The organism is Pseudomonas crudilactis, assembly GCF_013433315.1.
In the GTDB taxonomy this organism is placed as follows: Bacteria; Pseudomonadota; Gammaproteobacteria; order Pseudomonadales; family Pseudomonadaceae; genus Aquipseudomonas; species Aquipseudomonas crudilactis.
Window position 1 is genome coordinate 128,055 of record NZ_WXVV01000005.1, and the last position, 17,884, is coordinate 145,938.

At 59.2% G+C, this 17,884-nt stretch carries 17 protein-coding genes; 11 read left to right on the forward strand and 6 right to left on the reverse strand.

Annotated elements, in window-relative coordinates; all coding sequences use genetic code 11:
* Window positions 1-78 precede the first annotated feature (78 nt).
* From GTU76_RS07465 to GTU76_RS07475, 3 genes are all read left to right on the forward strand, one after another.
* Window positions 79-1,140 (forward strand): Gfo/Idh/MocA family protein, encoded by a 1,062-nt coding sequence (locus GTU76_RS07465; RefSeq protein ID WP_180698349.1) that lies wholly within the window; start codon window positions 79-81, stop codon window positions 1,138-1,140.
* A 2-nt stretch (window positions 1,141-1,142) separates the two neighbouring features.
* A complete protein-coding gene (locus GTU76_RS07470) occupies window positions 1,143-1,958 on the forward strand; it encodes a sugar phosphate isomerase/epimerase family protein (protein WP_180698350.1) in 816 nt (271 codons plus the stop codon).
* 69 nt (window positions 1,959-2,027) lie between these two features.
* A complete protein-coding gene (locus tag GTU76_RS07475) occupies window positions 2,028-2,906 on the forward strand; it encodes a DMT family transporter (protein ID WP_175553149.1) in 879 nt (292 codons plus the stop codon).
* A gap of 129 nt (window positions 2,907-3,035) precedes the next feature.
* Here GTU76_RS07475 and GTU76_RS07480 read toward each other — a convergent pair whose 3' ends face one another.
* The gene (locus GTU76_RS07480; RefSeq protein ID WP_116255881.1) at window positions 3,036-4,373 is read right to left on the reverse strand and encodes an MFS transporter; all 1,338 of its coding nucleotides are present in this window, start codon (window positions 4,371-4,373) and stop codon (window positions 3,036-3,038) included.
* A gap of 358 nt (window positions 4,374-4,731) precedes the next feature.
* On the opposite strand from GTU76_RS07480, the gene quiC reads away from it, so the two are divergent.
* Together quiC and GTU76_RS07490 are read left to right on the forward strand one after the other, a co-directional pair.
* Window positions 4,732-6,633 carry a 3-dehydroshikimate dehydratase QuiC gene (gene quiC, locus GTU76_RS07485; RefSeq protein ID WP_099757239.1) on the forward strand — a complete coding sequence of 634 codons (1,902 nt, stop codon included), beginning with the start codon at window positions 4,732-4,734 and terminating at the stop codon, window positions 6,631-6,633.
* A 101-nt stretch (window positions 6,634-6,734) separates the two neighbouring features.
* Window positions 6,735-7,412, forward strand: coding sequence for a TetR/AcrR family transcriptional regulator (locus GTU76_RS07490; protein WP_016986169.1), 678 nt, complete (start codon window positions 6,735-6,737; stop codon window positions 7,410-7,412).
* A gap of 116 nt (window positions 7,413-7,528) precedes the next feature.
* Here GTU76_RS07490 and GTU76_RS07495 read toward each other — a convergent pair whose 3' ends face one another.
* On the reverse strand, window positions 7,529-8,383 hold the full coding sequence (locus tag GTU76_RS07495; RefSeq protein ID WP_180698351.1) for a shikimate dehydrogenase: 855 nt from the start codon (window positions 8,381-8,383) through the stop codon (window positions 7,529-7,531).
* A 5-nt stretch (window positions 8,384-8,388) separates the two neighbouring features.
* Window positions 8,389-8,829, reverse strand: a complete 441-nt coding sequence (gene aroQ, locus GTU76_RS07500; RefSeq protein WP_008084592.1) for a type II 3-dehydroquinate dehydratase — start codon at window positions 8,827-8,829, stop codon at window positions 8,389-8,391.
* Window positions 8,830-9,143: 314 nt separating this feature from the next.
* Between aroQ and GTU76_RS07505 the strand changes: the two genes are divergently transcribed.
* Both GTU76_RS07505 and GTU76_RS07510 read left to right on the forward strand, forming a co-directional pair.
* Window positions 9,144-9,572 (forward strand): DUF4160 domain-containing protein, encoded by a 429-nt coding sequence (locus GTU76_RS07505; RefSeq protein ID WP_175553153.1) that lies wholly within the window; start codon window positions 9,144-9,146, stop codon window positions 9,570-9,572.
* Entirely contained in the window at window positions 9,569-10,015 is a 447-nt protein-coding gene (locus GTU76_RS07510; RefSeq protein ID WP_180698352.1) for a DUF2442 domain-containing protein, read from the forward strand. Before GTU76_RS07505 ends, GTU76_RS07510 begins: the two co-directional genes overlap by 4 nt.
* A 54-nt stretch (window positions 10,016-10,069) precedes the next feature.
* Here the strand turns inward: GTU76_RS07510 and trmA are convergent, their stop codons facing one another.
* Both trmA and GTU76_RS07520 read right to left on the reverse strand, forming a co-directional pair.
* Window positions 10,070-11,149, reverse strand: coding sequence for a tRNA (uridine(54)-C5)-methyltransferase TrmA (gene trmA / locus GTU76_RS07515; protein WP_180698353.1), 1,080 nt, complete (start codon window positions 11,147-11,149; stop codon window positions 10,070-10,072).
* Entirely contained in the window at window positions 11,146-12,441 is a 1,296-nt protein-coding gene (locus GTU76_RS07520) for an NCS2 family permease (RefSeq protein ID WP_016986174.1), read from the reverse strand. Before GTU76_RS07520 ends, trmA begins: the two co-directional genes overlap by 4 nt.
* A 222-nt stretch (window positions 12,442-12,663) precedes the next feature.
* Between GTU76_RS07520 and GTU76_RS07525 the strand changes: the two genes are divergently transcribed.
* Together GTU76_RS07525 and GTU76_RS07530 are read left to right on the forward strand one after the other, a co-directional pair.
* Complete coding sequence (locus GTU76_RS07525; RefSeq protein ID WP_026000681.1) at window positions 12,664-13,113, forward strand: DUF4879 domain-containing protein; 450 nt, start codon at window positions 12,664-12,666, stop codon at window positions 13,111-13,113.
* A 66-nt stretch (window positions 13,114-13,179) separates the two neighbouring features.
* The gene (locus tag GTU76_RS07530; RefSeq protein ID WP_180698354.1) at window positions 13,180-13,725 is read left to right on the forward strand and encodes a DJ-1 family glyoxalase III; all 546 of its coding nucleotides are present in this window, start codon (window positions 13,180-13,182) and stop codon (window positions 13,723-13,725) included.
* A gap of 12 nt (window positions 13,726-13,737) precedes the next feature.
* Here the strand turns inward: GTU76_RS07530 and GTU76_RS07535 are convergent, their stop codons facing one another.
* Window positions 13,738-14,976 carry an MFS transporter gene (locus GTU76_RS07535; protein ID WP_180698355.1) on the reverse strand — a complete coding sequence of 413 codons (1,239 nt, stop codon included), beginning with the start codon at window positions 14,974-14,976 and terminating at the stop codon, window positions 13,738-13,740.
* Window positions 14,977-15,368: 392 nt separating this feature from the next.
* On the opposite strand from GTU76_RS07535, the gene GTU76_RS07540 reads away from it, so the two are divergent.
* Both GTU76_RS07540 and cydB read left to right on the forward strand, forming a co-directional pair.
* Window positions 15,369-16,811 carry a cytochrome ubiquinol oxidase subunit I gene (locus tag GTU76_RS07540; RefSeq protein WP_016986177.1) on the forward strand — a complete coding sequence of 481 codons (1,443 nt, stop codon included), beginning with the start codon at window positions 15,369-15,371 and terminating at the stop codon, window positions 16,809-16,811.
* Window positions 16,812-16,814: 3 nt separating this feature from the next.
* A complete protein-coding gene (gene cydB, locus GTU76_RS07545) occupies window positions 16,815-17,822 on the forward strand; it encodes a cytochrome d ubiquinol oxidase subunit II (protein ID WP_007909749.1) in 1,008 nt (335 codons plus the stop codon).
* Window positions 17,823-17,884: the final 62 nt, after the last annotated feature.

The window sequence follows — 17,884 nt, forward strand, 5'->3', positions numbered from 1 at the left end:
TGGGTTTTTGATTCTGGAACTCGGTTCTAAATTGTTTGCGGAGTGTTATTCCAACAACAATCACAAGAGGACCGCACCTTGAATTCGCCCCTTCGAATCGCCTTGATCGGCGCCGGCAACATGGGCCAGCAACATTATCGGCATCTGCAATCCCTCAGCGAAGCGACGCTGTGCGCCGTGGCTGATCCCGGGCCGCAAGCCGCAGCCTTGGCGGCTGAATGGGGCGTCAGGCATTTCGCCGATCATCGTCAGATGCTTGAGCTCATCCGGCCAGACGCGGTCATTGTCGCCAACCCGAATAATCAGCATGTTCCCACGGCGCTCGATTTTCTGGCGGCGGGCGTGCCGGTGCTTCTGGAGAAGCCGGTCGGGGTGCACATCAATGAAGTACGCGAACTGGTTGCTATGGTTAAACGCAGCGGTGTGCCGGTGCTGGTCGGCCATCATCGGCGGCACAACCCGCTGATCGTTCGCGCTCATGAATTGGTGCAAAGCGGGGCGCTCGGACGTCTGACCACGGTGACCGCACTGTTCCAGTTGCGCAAACCTGACAGTTATTTCGAGATCCCGTGGCGCCGCGAACCGGGCGCCGGGATGTTGCTGACCAATCTGATTCACGACCTCGACCTGTTACGGCATCTGTGCGGTGAAGTGCGCTCGGTGCAAGCCATCACCGATAATTCAGTGCGCGGTTTTGCCAACGAGGACAGCGCGGCGGTGTTGCTGCAATTCGAAGGTGGCACATTGGGCACATTGAACGGTTCCGACGCGGTCGCCGCGCCGTGGAGTTGGGAGCTGGATTCCGGTGAGAATCCGGTCTATCCGCGCCAGGCCGATCAGCCGTGCTATCTGCTGGCCGGGACTGCCGGCGCCTTGAGCATTCCGCAGCTCAAGCGTTGGCATTACGCCGCTGATCAGGTCGATGCCGGTTGGCATGAACCGTTGCAGGTGGTGGAAGAGTCCTGTGGTGGTGACGAAGCGTTGCGGTTGCAGCTGCAGCATTTCGTCCGCGTGGCGCGGCGTGAAGTTGAGCCGCTGGTCAGTGCGGCCGACGCTGCGCGCACTTTGGCACTGATCGAAGCGATCCGCGAGGCCGCCGCCTCCGGTCGTGCCTGTGCTCCTTTACTGATCGAGGCTTGAACATGAGCGAACGAATCCTCTCCTTGGCCAGCCTCACCGTGCTGGAGTTGTCACCGCCGCAGATGGTCGAGGTCGCTGCGCGCGCCGGTTACAGCCATGTCGGCCTGCGTCTGGAGCCGGCGACGCCTGAGGAATATCACTTCCCGTTGGTGGCCGACGGTGATTTGCGGCGTCAGACATTGCAGCGCCTGCGCGATACCGGCATTCGCGTGCTCGACGTGGAAATCCTGCGTTTGAAACCGCAAACCGTCGTCAGCGACTTCGAGAAACTTCTTACGGTCGGTGCGGAATTTGGCGCTACCGAATTGCTGGTTGCCGGTAACGATCCTGACGAGCAGCGCCTCAGCGATAACTTCGCGGCCCTTTGCGATCTGGCCGCACCTTACGGGATGCACCCGCATCTGGAGTTCATGCCCTGGACCGATGCGCGCAATCTGGAGCAAGCGTTGCGCATTGTCGAGAACGCGGATCGGGAAAATGCTGCGGTACTGGTCGATGCGTTCCATTTTGATCGTTCAGCGTCACGCTTGGAGGATCTGGCACAGGTGCCAGCGTCGCGTCTGCGTTACGCGCAATTATGTGATGTCGCGGGGCCAAGACCGTCAGACATGGCCGAGATCTTGCGTCAGGCGCGCAACGAGCGGCGGTTTCCCGGCGAGGGTGATTGCGATCTGCTCGGGTTGTTGAAAGCGCTGCCGACTAATATTCCACTGAGTCTGGAAATTCCCACGGTGAAACTGCTGGAGCAGGGTGTGAGCGGATTGCAGCGGGCGCAGATGGCGATCGAAAAAACGCGGGAATTGTTGGCGCGGCTGTAAGTCAGTTTTTTGTGGCGAGGGCGCAAACGCCCTCGCCACAGTATTGTTTTTTTCAATCAGAGATAACCAATGACCGTCAGCACCCCGCTCTCCGGAGTCAACCAACCCTTCAAGGGGATCTTGCTGATTGTCGTGGCAACTTTCCTGTTCTCCAGTCACGACGCGTTGTCGAAATACCTGTCCGGTTTCTATCCGATCGTGATGGTGGTCTGGGCACGCTATCTGGTGCACACCCTGCTGATGGCGGGGATTTTTCTGCCGCAGTCCGGGTTGCGCGTCCTGCGTACCAAAAAGCCTTTGTGGCAGTTGACCCGAGCACTTTGCCTACTCGGTACGAGCCTGTTTTTTACCACAGCTCTGCTGTATATCCCGCTGGCGGAAGCCACGGCGGTGAACTTTCTTGCGCCTGTATTGGTGACAGCCTTGTCCGTGCCGCTGCTCAAGGAACGGGTGACACGTGGCCAATGGGTTGCAGTGATTTGCGGCTTTATCGGCGTGCTGATCATCGTTCACCCAGGCGGTGAATTGTTCACCCCGGCGGTGTTGTTGCCATTCTGCTCGGCGCTGTTTTTCTGTTTCTATCAACTGCTGACGCGCAAGCTCGCCGAGATCGACAGCCCGACCACCAGCAACTTTTTCGCCGGGCTGTGCAACACGCTGGTGATGAGTGCGCTGGTGCCGTTCTTCTGGCAGGTGCCGACGCTGACCCACGCCGGGCTGATGCTGGCGCTGGGCAGTTGCGGGATGACTGCGCATCTGTTTCTGACCCAGGCGTTCCGCCATGCCGCACCGGCACTGCTGGCGCCGTTCGGTTATTGCCAGATCGTGTTTGCCGGGTTGTTGGGCTGGTTGCTGTTCAATCACACGCCGAGTCTGTTGACGATCATCGGCATCGCAGTGATCTGTTGCAGCGGACTGGCGGCAGCGTGGCAGCAGAGCCGTCGTTGAGCTGACAACACAAGAAACTGTGGGAGCGAGCTTGCTCGCGAAAGCGGTGTGTCAGTCACATTTGTTTCGACTGTCAGTCCGCATTCGCGAGCAAGCTCGCTCCCACAAGGGGCCAATGTAGTGGCCAGGTTATTCGGTGATGGTCGGAATCTTGCGCGGTGCCATGAAGTACATCCACGTCAGCGCAATGAAATACATCGCCGGAATCAGGGTGAACAACACGGTGTAGTTGTTGTTGGTGACGGTGAGGATGTGGCCGACGATCTGGGTCATGAACATCCCGCCGATCGCTGCGCACATGCCGCCGAAACCGAACACGGTGCTCATCATGTGCTTGGGCGTGTAGTCCATCACCAGGCTCCAGATGTTTGCTGTCCACGCCTGGTGTGCGCCGATGGCCAGGGAAATCGCTGCCACTGCCACCCACAGGTTGGCTGAGCCGGCGGCCATGATCACGCCGATGATGCAGCAAGCAAACAGGAACATCGACAGCAGCCGCGCCTTGATCGAGTTCATCCCGCGACCGATCAGGAACGAAGACAGAATGCCGCCACCGACGCTGCCGAAGTCAGCCGTGACGTAAATGATGATCAGCGGAATACCCATTTGGGTCACGTTGATGCCCAGGTTGTATTGCTGATTGAGGAACGGCGGCAGCCAGTACAGGTAAAACCAGAACACCGGCGCGGTCAGCGAGTAGGCGAGGGCGAAGGCCCAGGTGCCGCGCATCCGCAGGATTTTCGAGAACGGCACGCGGGCCTGTTCCGGTTCGACTTCCTGCTGGATGTAGTCCAGTTCGGACTGCTTAACGCTAGGATGATCTTCCGGGTTGAAGTACTTCAAGCCCCAGAACAGCAACCAGATCCCGCCCAGTGCCGACATGCACAGGAATGCCGCTTGCCAGCCCCAGACGTGCAGCACCAGTGGCAGCAGCATCGGCGTGAACATCGCACCGACGTTGGTGCCGGCGTTGAAGATGCCGGTGGCAACCGCACGTTCGCCGGCCGGGAACCACAGGCGTGTGGTTTTCACGCAGGCCGGGTAGTTCGCCGCTTCAGTCAGGCCGAGGATAAACCGGCAGACCATGAAACCAACGGCTGACGTTGCCAGACCGTGGGCACCGGTGGCCAGACTCCAGAGCAGCACGGCGCAGAAGAACACGCGCTTGACGCCGACCCGGTCGATCAAGCGACCTTGCAGGACGAAACCGATCGCGTAGCCGACCTGAAACCAGAAGTTGATGTTGGCGTAATCCATCGCCGTCCAGCTCATTTCCTTGGCGAGGATGGGCTGCATGACGCCGAGGGCGGCGCGGTCGATGTAGTTCAGGGTAGTGGCGAAAAACACCAGCGCCAGCATGCCCCAACGGGTCTTGCCGACAGCCATGGCGCCGCGGATCTTGTCGCCGATGCCACCCGTGGCAGTGCTCATGGCCGGAGCCATGCGGGAAGTCTGTGAAGGAATCATGTGTTCCACCCGTTTTTGGATTTGTTATTTGGTGTGCTTGTTACTTGCACGCTGCGACCGGTGGTTCAGATCCGGACTCAATGTGCAGTCGATGTTGGGCAGTGGACGAAAAATCGTCAATTCGCCAAACCGCCATTGTGTTCGATAATCGCACGCAAAACTAACCGGGTAGTACACTTTAAATTGCTGCCACGATCGATGCAGCCAATAATTTCCCCCACTATAAAAATCATCCTGTGTAGGAGCTGCCGAAGGCTGCGATCTTTTGATTTTGCTTTTCAGCAATAAAGATCAAACGATTGCCGGCTTTGGCGGCTCCTACAGTAAAGATAAAGCGGCGCAGTCCGGGAGTTGAAACATGCAGCGTTCCATTGCCACCGTTTCCTTGAGCGGCACCCTGCCGGAAAAACTCGAAGCCATCGCCGCCGCCGGGTTCGACGGGGTGGAGATTTTCGAAAACGACCTCCTGTACTACGACGGCAGCCCGCGGGAAATTAAACAGATGTGCGCCGATCTCGGCATCGCCATCACGCTGTTTCAACCGTTCCGCGATTTCGAAGGCTGCCGCCGTGATCGCCTGGCGCGCAACCTTGAGCGCGCCGAACGCAAGTTCGACCTGATGCAGGAACTGGGCACCGACCTGGTGCTGGTCTGCAGTAACGCCTCGGCCGACAGCGTCGGTGATCAACAAATTCTCGTCGATGACCTGCGCCTGCTGGCCGAACATGCCGGTGCGCGCGGCTTGCGCATTGGTTACGAAGCGCTGGCGTGGGGCCGTCACGTGAATACTTATCAACAGGTCTGGGACATCGTGCGTCAGGCCGATCACCCGAGCCTCGGTGTGTTGCTCGACAGCTTTCATACGTTGTCGCTGAAGGGCGATCCGCGCGCCATCGCCGACATTCCTGGCGACAAAATCTTCTTTGTGCAAATGGCCGACGCGCCGATTCTGCAGATGGACGTGCTGGAGTGGAGCCGGCATTTCCGTTGCTTCCCGGGACAGGGCGAATTCGATCTGCCGGGCTTCCTCGCGCCGATCATCCAGAGCGGTTACACCGGGCCACTGTCGCTGGAAATCTTTAATGACGGCTTCCGCGCCGCGCCACCACGGGCCAATGCCGCCGACGGTTTACGTTCACTGCTGTATCTGGAAGAGAAAACCCGTCAGCGTCTTGAGCAGGAAGCGACACCTGTCGCCAATCGCGAAATCCTTTTCGAAACACCGAAGGCCAGCGAGTACAACGGCATCGAGTTTCTCGAGTTTGCCGTCGATGAAAGCCTCGGCGCCAAACTGTCGAACTGGCTGGAACGCTTGGGGTTCGTCAAGGCTGGGCAGCATCGTTCCAAGAGCGTGAGTCTGTTACGTCAGGGTGACATCAACCTGATCCTCAACTCCGAGCCTTATTCCTTTGCGCACAGCTTCTTCGAGGCTCACGGCCCGTCGCTGTGTGCCACGGCTGTGCGGGTCAAGGACAGCGCCAGTGCCTTGGCCCGTGCTGTCGCCTATAAAGGTCAGCCCTATCGTGGACTGGTCGGCCCCAACGAACTGGAACTGGCGGCGGTGCGCGCGCCGGACGGCAGCCTGATTTATCTGGTGGATGAACAGGCCGACGTCTACGGCACCGATTTCAACCTGCTGGCAGACGCGCCGGCCCGTGGCGGTCTCAAGCGTATCGATCATATGGCCATGGCGTTGCCGGCCGACAGCCTCGACAGTTGGGTGCTGTTCTACAAGAGCCTGCTGGATTTCGAAGCGGACGATGAAGTGGTGCTGCCTGATCCGTATGGTCTGGTGAAGAGCCGCGCCTTGCGTAGCCGCGACAGTTCGATCCGCTTGCCGCTGAACATCTCCGAGAACCGCAACACCGCGATCTCCCACGCGTTGTCGAGTTATCGTGGCTCCGGTGTGCACCACATCGCCTTCGATTGTGACGACATCTTCGCCGAAGTCAGCCGCGCCAAAGAGGCTGGTGTGCCGTTGCTGGATATTCCGCTCAACTATTACGACGACCTCGCCGCGCGTTTCGATTTCGACGACGAATTTCTCAGTGAACTGGCCTATTACAACGTTCTGTACGACCGTGACGCGCAGGGCGGCGAGCTGTTCCACGTCTACACCGAACCGTTCGAAGGGCGTTTCTTCTTCGAGATCATCCAGCGCAAGAACGGCTATGCCGGGTATGGCGCGGCGAACGTCGCGGTGCGTCTGGCGGCGATGGCCAAATCTCGCAGTGGTGCAGTGCGCCAGGCGAAGTTGTAGGAAATTCGTAAACGCGGGATTAAACACGGGCCGCGCGGCTTCCTTCACTGTGCTGCGCGGCCCATAATCGCCGCCTGTGCAGTGATGGCCGTGAGCCCGCAATGACGATGAATACAGAACTTTCCGCAGCTCCTGAAGTTTCCGCTGTAGAGCCGCGCAAGAGTCGCAAGAACAACCCGGAAAAGACCCGCGAGAACATCTTGCAGGAGGCGATCGTCGAGTTCGTCCAGCAAGGCTTGTCCGGTGCTCGCGTTGATGCGATCGCCGAGCGCATCCACACCTCCAAGCGCATGATCTATTACTACTTCGGCAGTAAGGAGCAGTTGTACGTCGAGGTGCTGGAGAAGCTTTACGGCGATATCCGCAGCACCGAAAACCGCCTGCACCTGGCTGAGCTGGCGCCAGTGGAGGCGATTCGGCGACTGGTCGAATTCACCTTCGATCACCACGACCGCAACGTCGATTTCGTGCGCATCGTCAGCATCGAAAACATCCACAACGCCGAATACGTGAAGCGTTCCGACGCGATCAAGGCGATGAACAACACCATTCTTGATTCACTCGGCGAGATTCTGCGTCGTGGTGCTGAGGAGGGCGTTTTCCGTGCGGGGCTGGATGCGCTGGATGTGCATTTGCTGATCAGTTCGTTCTGCTTCTATCGCGTGTCGAACCGGCACACATTTGGCGAGATTTTCCAGATCGATCTGCCCGATGAAAGCATCAAGCAGCGGCATCGCGAGATGATTTGCGAGTCGGTGCTGCGTTACCTGCAAGCCTGACGCTAACCCCTTGTAGGAGTGAGCCTGCTCGCGATAGCGGTGTGTCAGGCAACTAATGTGTTGGCTGACAGGACGCCATCGCGAGCAGGCTCACTCCCACAGGGAAGCAAGTTGCTTCAGCCGTTCATGCTTTGAAAATGCGCGAGCATCCGCTGCGCATCCGGCACCACGCCACTGAACAATTCAAACGCCTTCACCGCCTGAAACACCGCCATATTGCCGCCGTCCAGCGTGCGGCAACCCAGCGCGCGGGCATTGCGCAGCAGCTCGGTTTCCAGCGGGAAATACACAATCTCGGCCACCCACAATTCCTTGCGCAGCAGCTCGACCGGCACCGGCATGCCCGGCAGTTTGGCCATGCCCATGGGCGTGGTATTGACCAGGCCGTCGGCCAGATTCAGCGTGCTCGGCAGATCCCGCCCGGCCACCGCACGACCAACGCCAAAATGCTGATTGAGATTGTTCGCCAGGCTCTCGGCGCGCTCACTGTCGACATCAAAAATGCTCAGTTGCTGTACGCCTTCGCTCAACAATGCGTGGGCCACTGCCGCGCCTGCGCCACCGGCGCCCATTTGGACCACACGCTCACGGGCAGCGTCCTTCAGACCGCGGCGAAAACCCTCAGCGAAACCGAGGCAATCGGTGTTGTGGCCGACACGCTTGCCGTCTTTCAGCACCACCGTGTTCACCGCGCCGATGCCTTTGGCTTCCGGCGACAACTCATCGAGCAGCGGAATGATCGCCTGCTTGCACGGAAAGGTAATGTTCAGCCCGGTGTAGTTCATCCGCTCGGCCGCCAGCAGCAAGTCAGGCAGGGCGGTGCTGTCCATTTTCAACTGATCGAGATCGATCAGTCGATACAGATAGCGCATGCCCTGCGCATCACCTTCGTGCTCATGCAACGCCGGCGTGCGCGAGGCCTGAATGCCAGCGCCGATCAGCCCGGCGAGTATTACGTTAGAGCGAGCCATGTGATTCACCCCTTCAACCGCTGACTGAAGTGTTCCAGTGCCAGGCGATAGCCATGACTGCCAAAACCGGCCATCACCGCTGTGGCAATCGCCGAAACAAACGAGTGATGACGAAACGGCTCGCGGGCATGAACGTTCGACAGGTGCACTTCGATCACCGGCAATTCACTGGCCACCAGCGCATCGCGAATCGCTACCGAGGTGTGCGTCCACGCCGCCGGATTGATCACGATCCCGGCACAACGGCCGCGGGCGGCGTGAATCCAGTCAAGCAGTTCGCCTTCGTGATTGGTCTGGCGAAACTCCACGGCCAGGCCGAATTCTTCGGCAGCGCGACCGCACAGAGCCGAGATATCCGCAAGGGTTTCGTGACCGTAAGTCGCCGGCTCGCGGGTGCCGAGCAGGTTCAGGTTCGGGCCGTTGAGCACCAGAACGATAGGGGGCATGAGGGGTAACTCCACTTATTGTTTTTGGCTTTGGCCGAGGATTTCAGCCTGTGGAGATAAAATGTACTAGATGGTTACCATGGTCAATTGAACAAAAATGGACGTGGCGTTTTATGTTCGGTGATCGCACAGAAGCAATATTGATGTCGATATGACGACAGCTTTGCTTACGTTTTTTACCGGAGATTGACCGACTCATGACCCGTTCCGACGCTAGCCTGAAAAGCGGTGAAACGTCATGTGCCGATCACCAGTCGTCGGATTTGAAAGGAATCTCGAATCCTGAAACTTATTAACCTAACGGATGGGTTAGCATGAAGGTGTGCAGCTACAAAGGATTGTCGATTGTCATCATGTTGCGAGATGAGCATTGCCCCCCGCACGTTCACGTGAATGCAGGTAGCTGGAGCGCCCGATTACAGTTCAGTTTCTGGCACAACGAAATTGAGCTTTGGGATGTCATGCCACTTTCTCGTCGACCACCGTTAACCGTGCTGGAAGGCTTGTGTCGATCTCTTGAGCAGCCTGCTCATCTGCGACGAGCACGCGGGATCTGGTGGTCAAGATTGCAAACTGTCTGTCTCGACAATCAATTGTGGGACAGCCATTCAAACGAATTGCTGGGGATGAAACTCGTCACTGACAAGACATACAGAGTGGGATCGGCGCGTTATCTGCCAGAAGAGGGCAAAACTCTTCTGACATTGATAGGCGCATTGGAAGGAGTGGAAATCGATTTATGAAAGTCATCAAGGCTAAGCCATCCACACATCGTCTACTGACGGAGGAGATGATCGACGCTGCCATCCTGCAAGGGGAGGCACGCCGAGCGAGTAGCTTGCAGGCTGTCTCCGTAACCTTTGAAGAATCATCTCTGGTCATCCGTTTTGAGGATGGCAGTGGTGTGTTGCTTCCGGTGAACCAGTATCCAGAGTTTGACGGGTTTGATGCAGGCGATTACGAGGGACTAACCGTCGGATTCGCAGGCACTGCGCTTTGCCATGAGGGCAAAGACCTTGACGTTTCCATTGCCGGGATGATTTCAGCGAGCCAGTCACTCATGAAGATGGCTGCGTCGGTGGTTGCATCGCGTAACGGTCGTCAAAGCAGTGCTGCAAAGTCCGAAGCTGCTCGAGCGAATGGCAAGAAGGGCGGGCGACCACGCAAGGCCGATCCCGCGTTGTAAAACCACAAAAAAGCCGTCAATCACGACGGCTTTTTCGTATCTGTTATCCCGCAATCAACGCCGGGTCAGCAACACACCCGATTCCATGTGATGCGTCCACGGGAACTGGTCAAACAACGCGCACTGGGTAATACGGTGCGTGTCGTGCAACTGGGCGATGTTCGCCGCCAGGGTTTCCGGGTTGCAGGAGATGTACAGGATGTTGTCGAAGCGCCGGGTCAACTCGCAGGTGTCCGGGTCCATGCCGGCGCGCGGCGGATCGACGAAGACGCTGCCGAACTCGTAGCTCTTCAGGTCGATGCCTTGCAGGCGACGGAACGGGCGCACGTCGTTGAGCGCTTCGGTCAGTTCTTCGGCGGACAAGCGCACCAGAGTGACGTTATCCACAGCGTTTTCGCAGAGGTTGCTCAATGCCGCGTTGACCGAGGTCTTGCTGATTTCGGTGGCCAGCACTTTACGCACGCGAGTCGCGAGCGGCAGGGTGAAGTTGCCGTTGCCGCAGTACAGCTCCAGCAAGTCGTCAGTACGATCGCCAAGTGCTTCGTACGCCCAGTTGAGCATCTTCTGGTTCACCGTGCCGTTAGGCTGGGTGAACGCGCCTTCCGGCTGGCGATAGCTGAAGGTGCGACCGCTGACGTCGAGTTTCTCGACCACGTAATCGAGGCCAAGTACTTCGCGTTTGCCCTTCGAGCGACCAATGATGCTGACGCCGAGATCCGCCGCCAGCTTCGTCGCCGCTGTATGCCAGTGTTCGTCCAGCGGGCGGTGATAGCACAGGGTGATCATTGCATCGCCGGCCAGCGTGGTCAGGAATTCCACCTGAAACAGCTTGTGGCTCAGCGCCGAACTGGCCTGCCATGCCGCCTTCAATTGCGGCATCAACTGATTGATGCGCAGGCTGGCAATCGGGAATTCTTCGATGAGGATCGGCGTGCGTTTGTCATCCTGGGAGAACATCGCGTAATGCCGCTCGCCGCCTTCGCGCCACAGGCGGAATTCGGCGCGCAGACGGAAGTTCTGCAGCGGCGAGGCGAACACCGTTGGCTCGGGGGCATCGAATGGCGCCAGCAGATCACGCAAGCGCGTGACCTTGGCTTGAAGTTGCTCGGCGTAGGCCTGGGAATCGAAAGTCATGCGTTGAACCAACCCAACTTGATCACGAACAGAATCGACAGAATCACCAGCGCCGGGTTCAGCTCACGGGCACGGCCCGACAGCAGCTTGATCACGGTCCAGGAGATGAAACCGAAGGCGATGCCGTTGGCGATCGAGTAAGTGAACGGCATGGCCAGTGCGGTCACGACAACTGGCGCGGCAACGGTGATGTCGTCCCAGTCTATTTCCGCCAGGCCCGAAGTCATCAACACGGCGACGAACAGCAGTGCCGGCGCGGTGGCGAAGGCCGGAACGCTGGCCGCCAGTGGCGAGAAGAACAGCGCCAGCAGGAATAGAATCGCCACGACAATGGCCGTCAGACCGGTACGGCCGCCCGCACTCACGCCGGCAGCGGATTCGATATAACTGGTGGTGGTCGAAGTACCCAGCAACGAACCGGCCATGGCTGCGGTGCTGTCAGCGATCAGTGCACGGCCCATTTTCGGCATGTGGCCGTCCTTGCCCATCAGGCCAGCGCGCTTGGCGACGCCGATCAGGGTGCCGGAGTTGTCGAACAGGTCGACGAACAGGAACGCGAAAATCACGCTGACCAGACCGATGTCCAGTGCGCCTTTGATGTCCAGTTGCAGGAAGGTCGGGGCCAGCGAAGGTGGCATTGAGGTCACGCCGCCGAACGGGGTGAACCCCATTGCGATGGACACGATGGTCACCGCCAGAATGCCGATCAACACAGCGCCACGTACTTTCAACGCTTCGAGGGCGACGATCAGGGCGAAACCGAGGGTGGCGAGAATCGGTGCCGGTTGTTTCAGGTCACCGAGGCCGACCATGGTCGCCGGATTGCTGACGACGATGCCGGCGTTGTGCAGGGCGATCAGCGCGAGGAACAGGCCAATACCGGCGGCAATCGCCGAGCGCAGTGGCAGCGGGATACTGTTGATGATCCATTCACGGATGCGGAAGATCGACAGCAGGAAGAACAGCACCGCGGAAATGAACACCGCGCCCAGCGCCACTTGCCACGTGTGGCCCATGTGCAGGACCACGGTGTAGGTGAAGAAGGCGTTCAGACCCATGCCCGGTGCGAGGGCGATCGGGTAGTTGGCGATCAGGCCCATCACGGTCGAACCGATGGCAGCCGCCAGACAGGTGGCGACGAACACCGCGCCTTTGTCCATGCCGGTCTCGCCGAGAATGCTCGGGTTGACGAACAGAATGTAGGCCATGGCCAAGAAAGTCGTGATGCCCGCGAGAATCTCGGTGCGCACGTTGGTGTTGTGTGCCTTGAGTTGAAACAGCCTTTCCAGCATGTCTGCTCCCCGTGGCGCGCGTAGCGCCGTGAATGTATCGACCTCAACAGCAAAGCACAGACCGTCGCAAGCGCCTGGAAAATTGTGGTGGGCCGGAAAAAGCCGCGCATCATACCAGCAGCGTGAGGAATATGGCGGTTGTTGGTGTCGATCGTCGGCGAAGTTTTGCGTTGAAGCCAACTGCGCCATACTGCGCGCTGATTTTTTCAGTGGGGGGGACGCATGAGCAAGCGCTGGATGAACGCTTTCGGGTTAATCGCAACGCTGACGGCCGGGATGTCGCCGGCCTGGGCAGCGTCGGCACCGCCGTTGACGCAAGTGAAAGTCATCAAGGTGCAATCGCCTGCCTGCGGTCTTGAAGACATCGGCGATGGGCAGGCGCAGACCCAATGCAATCACAGCGGACCGAATATCAAGGTCTACGTGCTCGAAGTCGGCTACGGCAAGAGCCAGCCTCAGGTCGCACTGGACGGATTCGAAGTGAACGGAACCCGAGCGCCGGTGTGTGCCTTTGATAACGGCAACCTGACCGAATGCACTCCCGGTAATAAAACCGTCGGTTCTCTGTATACCTTCGATCTGGCGGGCAAACAGGAAGGCACTTTTACCTTCAGCAACACCTCGATCAACGCGCCACGCAACACGATGTCGACCCAGCTTTACATCAAGTAACGGCTGTTGCAGCGCGATCCGGGTGAAGCTGACTACGCTTCAAGTATCACCCAGCGGATAGCGCCCATGACCTTTAGAGCCCTGATTACCCTCGCCGAGGGCATCGATGATTTGCAAAGCGTGACTCTGATCGACGTGCTGCGCCGCGCCGGCGTCGAAGTGGTCGCCGCCAGTATTGAAGGACGACGCATGCTCACCTGCGCCCGCGGTACGCGTCTGACCGCCGACGGCATGCTGGTCGATGTGCTGGCGCAAACCTTCGACCTGATCGTCCTGCCCGGCGGCGCCGTCGGCTCTCAACACCTGGCGGCACATCAACCGCTGCAACAACTGGTCAAGGATCAGGCCAGTGCCGGGCGCCTGTTCGCCGCCATTGCCGAATCCCCGGCCGTCGCCCTGCAAACCTTCGGCGTGCTGCGCCAGCGGCGCATGACCTGCCTGCCCAGCGCCAGCCATCAACTCTCGGGCTGTACGTTTGTTGATCAACCGGTGCTGGTGGACGGCAATTGCATCACCGCGCAAGGCTCCAGCGCTGCGCTGGAATTTGCCTTGACGCTGGTCGAGCAACTCGGCGGCAAGGCCTTGCGGGCGAAAGTGGCGGGGGAGTTGTAGGTCTGGATCGTTTCAGACCTTCACCTCTTCCACCGGCACATGCATCCGATCGCGGTTAGCCAGTGTCGGAAACAACTTGATCCATGTTCCCGTCACCACCAGCGTGCCGATCCCGCCCATCACCACCGCTGGCACGGTGCCGAACCAGTGGGCGGTGACGCCGGATTCGAATTCGCCCAACTGGTTGGAAGCACCGATAAACAGCCCGTTCACCGCGCTGACCCGGCCGCGCATTTCGTCCGGGGTTTCCAGTTGTACGAAGGAAGCACGGATGACCATGCTGATCATGTCCGCTGCGCCGAGCACCACCAGCACCGCCAGGGAGAACCAGAACGAGGTCGACAGGCCGAAGGCGATGGTCGCAACGCCGAATACCCCGACCGCCGTGAACATCACTCGGCCAACGTTGCGTTCTACGACAAATCGGGCGAGGAACAGCGACATCCCCAGTGCGCCGACCGCCGGTGCCGAACGTAGCAGGCCGAGGCCCCACGGCCCGGTCAGCAGGATGTCCTTGGCGAATACCGGCAGCAACGCCGTGGCGCCGCCGAGCAGTACCGCAAACAAATCCAGCGAAATAGCACCGAGAATGTCCGGGCGGCTGCGAATGAAGCGAATCCCGGCCAATAACGAATCCAGCGTGGCTTTGCCTTTGTTCAATGGCGTTTGCCGCGCGGGCAGGTTGAGCATCAAGGTGCAGGCAATGACATACAGCAACACGGTCGGGCCATACACCCAGACGCTGCCGAATGCATAGAGCAAACCGCCCAGCGCCGGGGCGACGATGGTGGCTGATTGCTGCGCCGATTGCGCCGCCGCCACTGCCCGAGGGAATAGCGCGCTGGGCACGATGCTCGGCAGCAGTGCCTGCGTGGTCGGCATCTCGAACGAGCGCGCCGCGCCGAGCAGGAAGGCGAGGATGAAGATCATCTCGCGGGTGACGTGATCGGTAGCGCTGCCGATGGCCAGCGCCAGCGCGATCAACGCCTGCAACGACTGGCAGATCGCCGCGACTTTGCGTCGGTCATAGCGATCAGCGACATGCCCGGTGTGCAGCATGAACAGCACGCGCGGCGCGAATTCGACCAGCCCTACCAGACCCAGATCGAGCACGTTGCCGGTCAGTTGGTAGAGGTTCCAGCCGATTGCCACGGTGAGCATCTGAAATCCGCTGGCGGTAAAGATCCGCGCGAACCAGAAAGCGAGAAATGGACGGTGATGACGTAACAGCAGGGGCTCTTGGCTGGGCATCTGAAGGCAGGTCTGGCTCGAGGGGAATCGCGAGGTTATCACCAGTCTGTAACAGGAAGTTGCTATGACAAAAAATTTAGTTAGCCAGACATCGATTTCCTCAAGCTCGCCGCAAGAAATCCATTGCAGAGCATTGCCCCGTCGATGAGGCAACTTGTCACGCGGCAAACGACCACGCAGTTCATCGGTAAAAATGGGACTACTCTTTCAACGTTGCTTGATCCAGATCAAGACCCAAAAGGAATTGATCCGGTGGCCCGTTGGCCAGACTCCCTGCGTTGCGATGGCTGTTTAAAAAGAACGAATCAGAATTCGCCGCACTCCATATCCGTGGGGGCAGTGGGTGCAGGCCTCCGGGTCCGCAGCCGGTATTACCTGACAGAGGAAGCCATATGTTCGGTTTAGAGGCACTCGATCTCGCCCGAATTCAGTTCGCGTTCACCATCTCGTTCCACATCCTGTTCCCGGCCATCACCATTGGCCTGGCGAGTTACCTTGCGGTACTAGAAGGCCTGTGGCTTAAAACCCATAACGACACCTACCGTGATCTCTACCATTTCTGGTCGAAGATCTTTGCCGTCAACTTCGGTATGGGCGTGGTCTCCGGGTTGGTCATGGCCTACCAGTTCGGCACCAACTGGAGCCGCTTCTCGGACTTCGCCGGCGCCGTCACCGGGCCGTTGCTGACCTATGAAGTGCTCACGGCGTTCTTCCTCGAGGCCGGTTTCCTTGGGGTGATGCTGTTTGGCTGGAACAAGGTCGGGCGCGGGCTGCACTTCTTTTCCACGGTCATGGTGGCAATTGGCACGCTGATTTCGACCTTCTGGATTCTCGCTTCCAACAGCTGGATGCAGACCCCGCAGGGCTTCGAAATCGTTAACGGTCAGGTGATTCCCACCGACTGGCTGGCGATCATCTTCAATCCTTCGTTCCCGTATCGCCTGATGCACATGGCAACGGCTGCGTTTGTCGCCACGGCATTCTTCGTCGGCTCCTCGGCGGCCTGGCACTTGCTGCGCGGCAAGGACAATCCGGCGATCCGCACCATGCTGTCGATGGCGATGTGGATGGCGCTGATCGTCGCGCCGATCCAGGCAGTCATCGGCGACTTCCATGGCCTCAACACCCTTGAGCATCAGCCGGCGAAAATCGCCGCGATCGAGGGGCACTGGGAAAACAAAGGCGACGAAGCCACGCCGCTGATCCTGTTCGGCTGGCCGGACATGAAAGAAGAGAAAACCAAGTTCGCCGTGGAGATCCCTTACCTCGGCAGCCTGATCCTGACCCACTCGCTGGACAAACAAGTGCCGGCACTCAAGGAATTTCCGCCGGAAGACCGGCCCAATTCGACCATCGTGTTCTGGTCGTTCCGGGTCATGGTCGGCCTCGGTTTCCTGATGATCTTCACCGGTCTGTGGAGCCTGTGGCTGCGCAAACGCGACACGCTCTACACCTCGCGGCCGTTCCTGTATCTGGCGTTGTGGATGGGGCCATCCGGCCTGATCGCGATTCTCGCCGGTTGGTTTACCACTGAAATTGGCCGTCAGCCCTGGGTGGTCTACGGCTTGATGCGCACGGCGGATGCGTCTTCCAACCACAGTTTCATGCAGATGAGCATCACCCTGATCATGTTTGTGGTGGTGTATTTCGCCCTGTTCGGCGCGGGTCTCGGCTACATGATGCGCCTGGTGCGCAAAGGGCCGAAGATCAGCGAGGGCGCCGAGACGCCGGACGGTGGTCCAGGCAAACAGCGCACACCGGCGCGTCCGTTGTCCGCCGCCGACGATTCGGCCGATGCCGATCACGACACCCCCAGCCTGACCAAGGAGATTTGAGCCATGGGTATTGATCTTCCGCTGATCTGGGCCGTGATCATCATCTTCGGCATCATGATGTACGTGGTCATGGACGGCTTCGATCTGGGCATCGGGATTCTCTTCCCGTTCATCCCCGGCAAAGTCGACCGTGATGTGATGATGAATACCGTCGCGCCGGTCTGGGACGGCAACGAAACCTGGCTGGTGCTGGGCGGCGCGGCGTTGTTCGGCGCATTTCCGCTGGCTTATTCGGTGGTCTTGTCGGCCTTGTATCTGCCGCTGATCTTCATGCTGATCGGCTTGATCTTCCGTGGCGTGGCGTTCGAATTCCGCTTCAAGGCCAAGGACGACAAGCGTCATCTGTGGGACAAGGCGTTCATCGGTGGCTCGGTGGCGGCGACGTTCTTCCAGGGCGTGGCGCTGGGGGCGTTCATCGACGGCTTGCCGGTGGTCAATCGACAGTTCGCCGGCGGTTCACTGGATTGGCTGACGCCGTTCACAATGTTCTGCGGCGCCGCACTGGTAGTGGCCTACGCCCTGCTGGGCTGCACCTGGCTGATCATGAAAACCGAGGGCAAGCTCCAGGAACAGATGCATGACCTGGCACGGCCGTTGGCTTTTGTACTGCTGGCCGTGATCGGTATTGTCAGTATCTGGACGCCGTTGGCTCATCCGGATATTGCCACCCGCTGGTTCAGCATGCCGAACCTGTTCTGGTTCATGCCGGTACCGATTCTGGTGCTGGTGACGATGTACGGTCTGATCCGCGCCGTGGCGCGCAACGCCAACTACATGCCGTTCCTGCTGACCCTGGTGCTGATCTTCCTCGGCTACAGCGGTCTGGGCATCAGCCTGTGGCCGAACATCGTGCCGCCGTCGATTTCGATCTGGGACGCCGCCGCACCGCCGCAAAGTCAGGGCTTCATGCTGGTGGGCACGCTGTTCATCATTCCGTTCATCCTGGGTTACACCTTCTGGAGCTACTACGTGTTCCGCGGCAAGGTCACCCATGAAGACGGTTATCACTAAGCAAAACCTTGTGGGAGCGATGGCGTCGGTAAGGGCGCCATCGATCTGACGGATGAGGATCG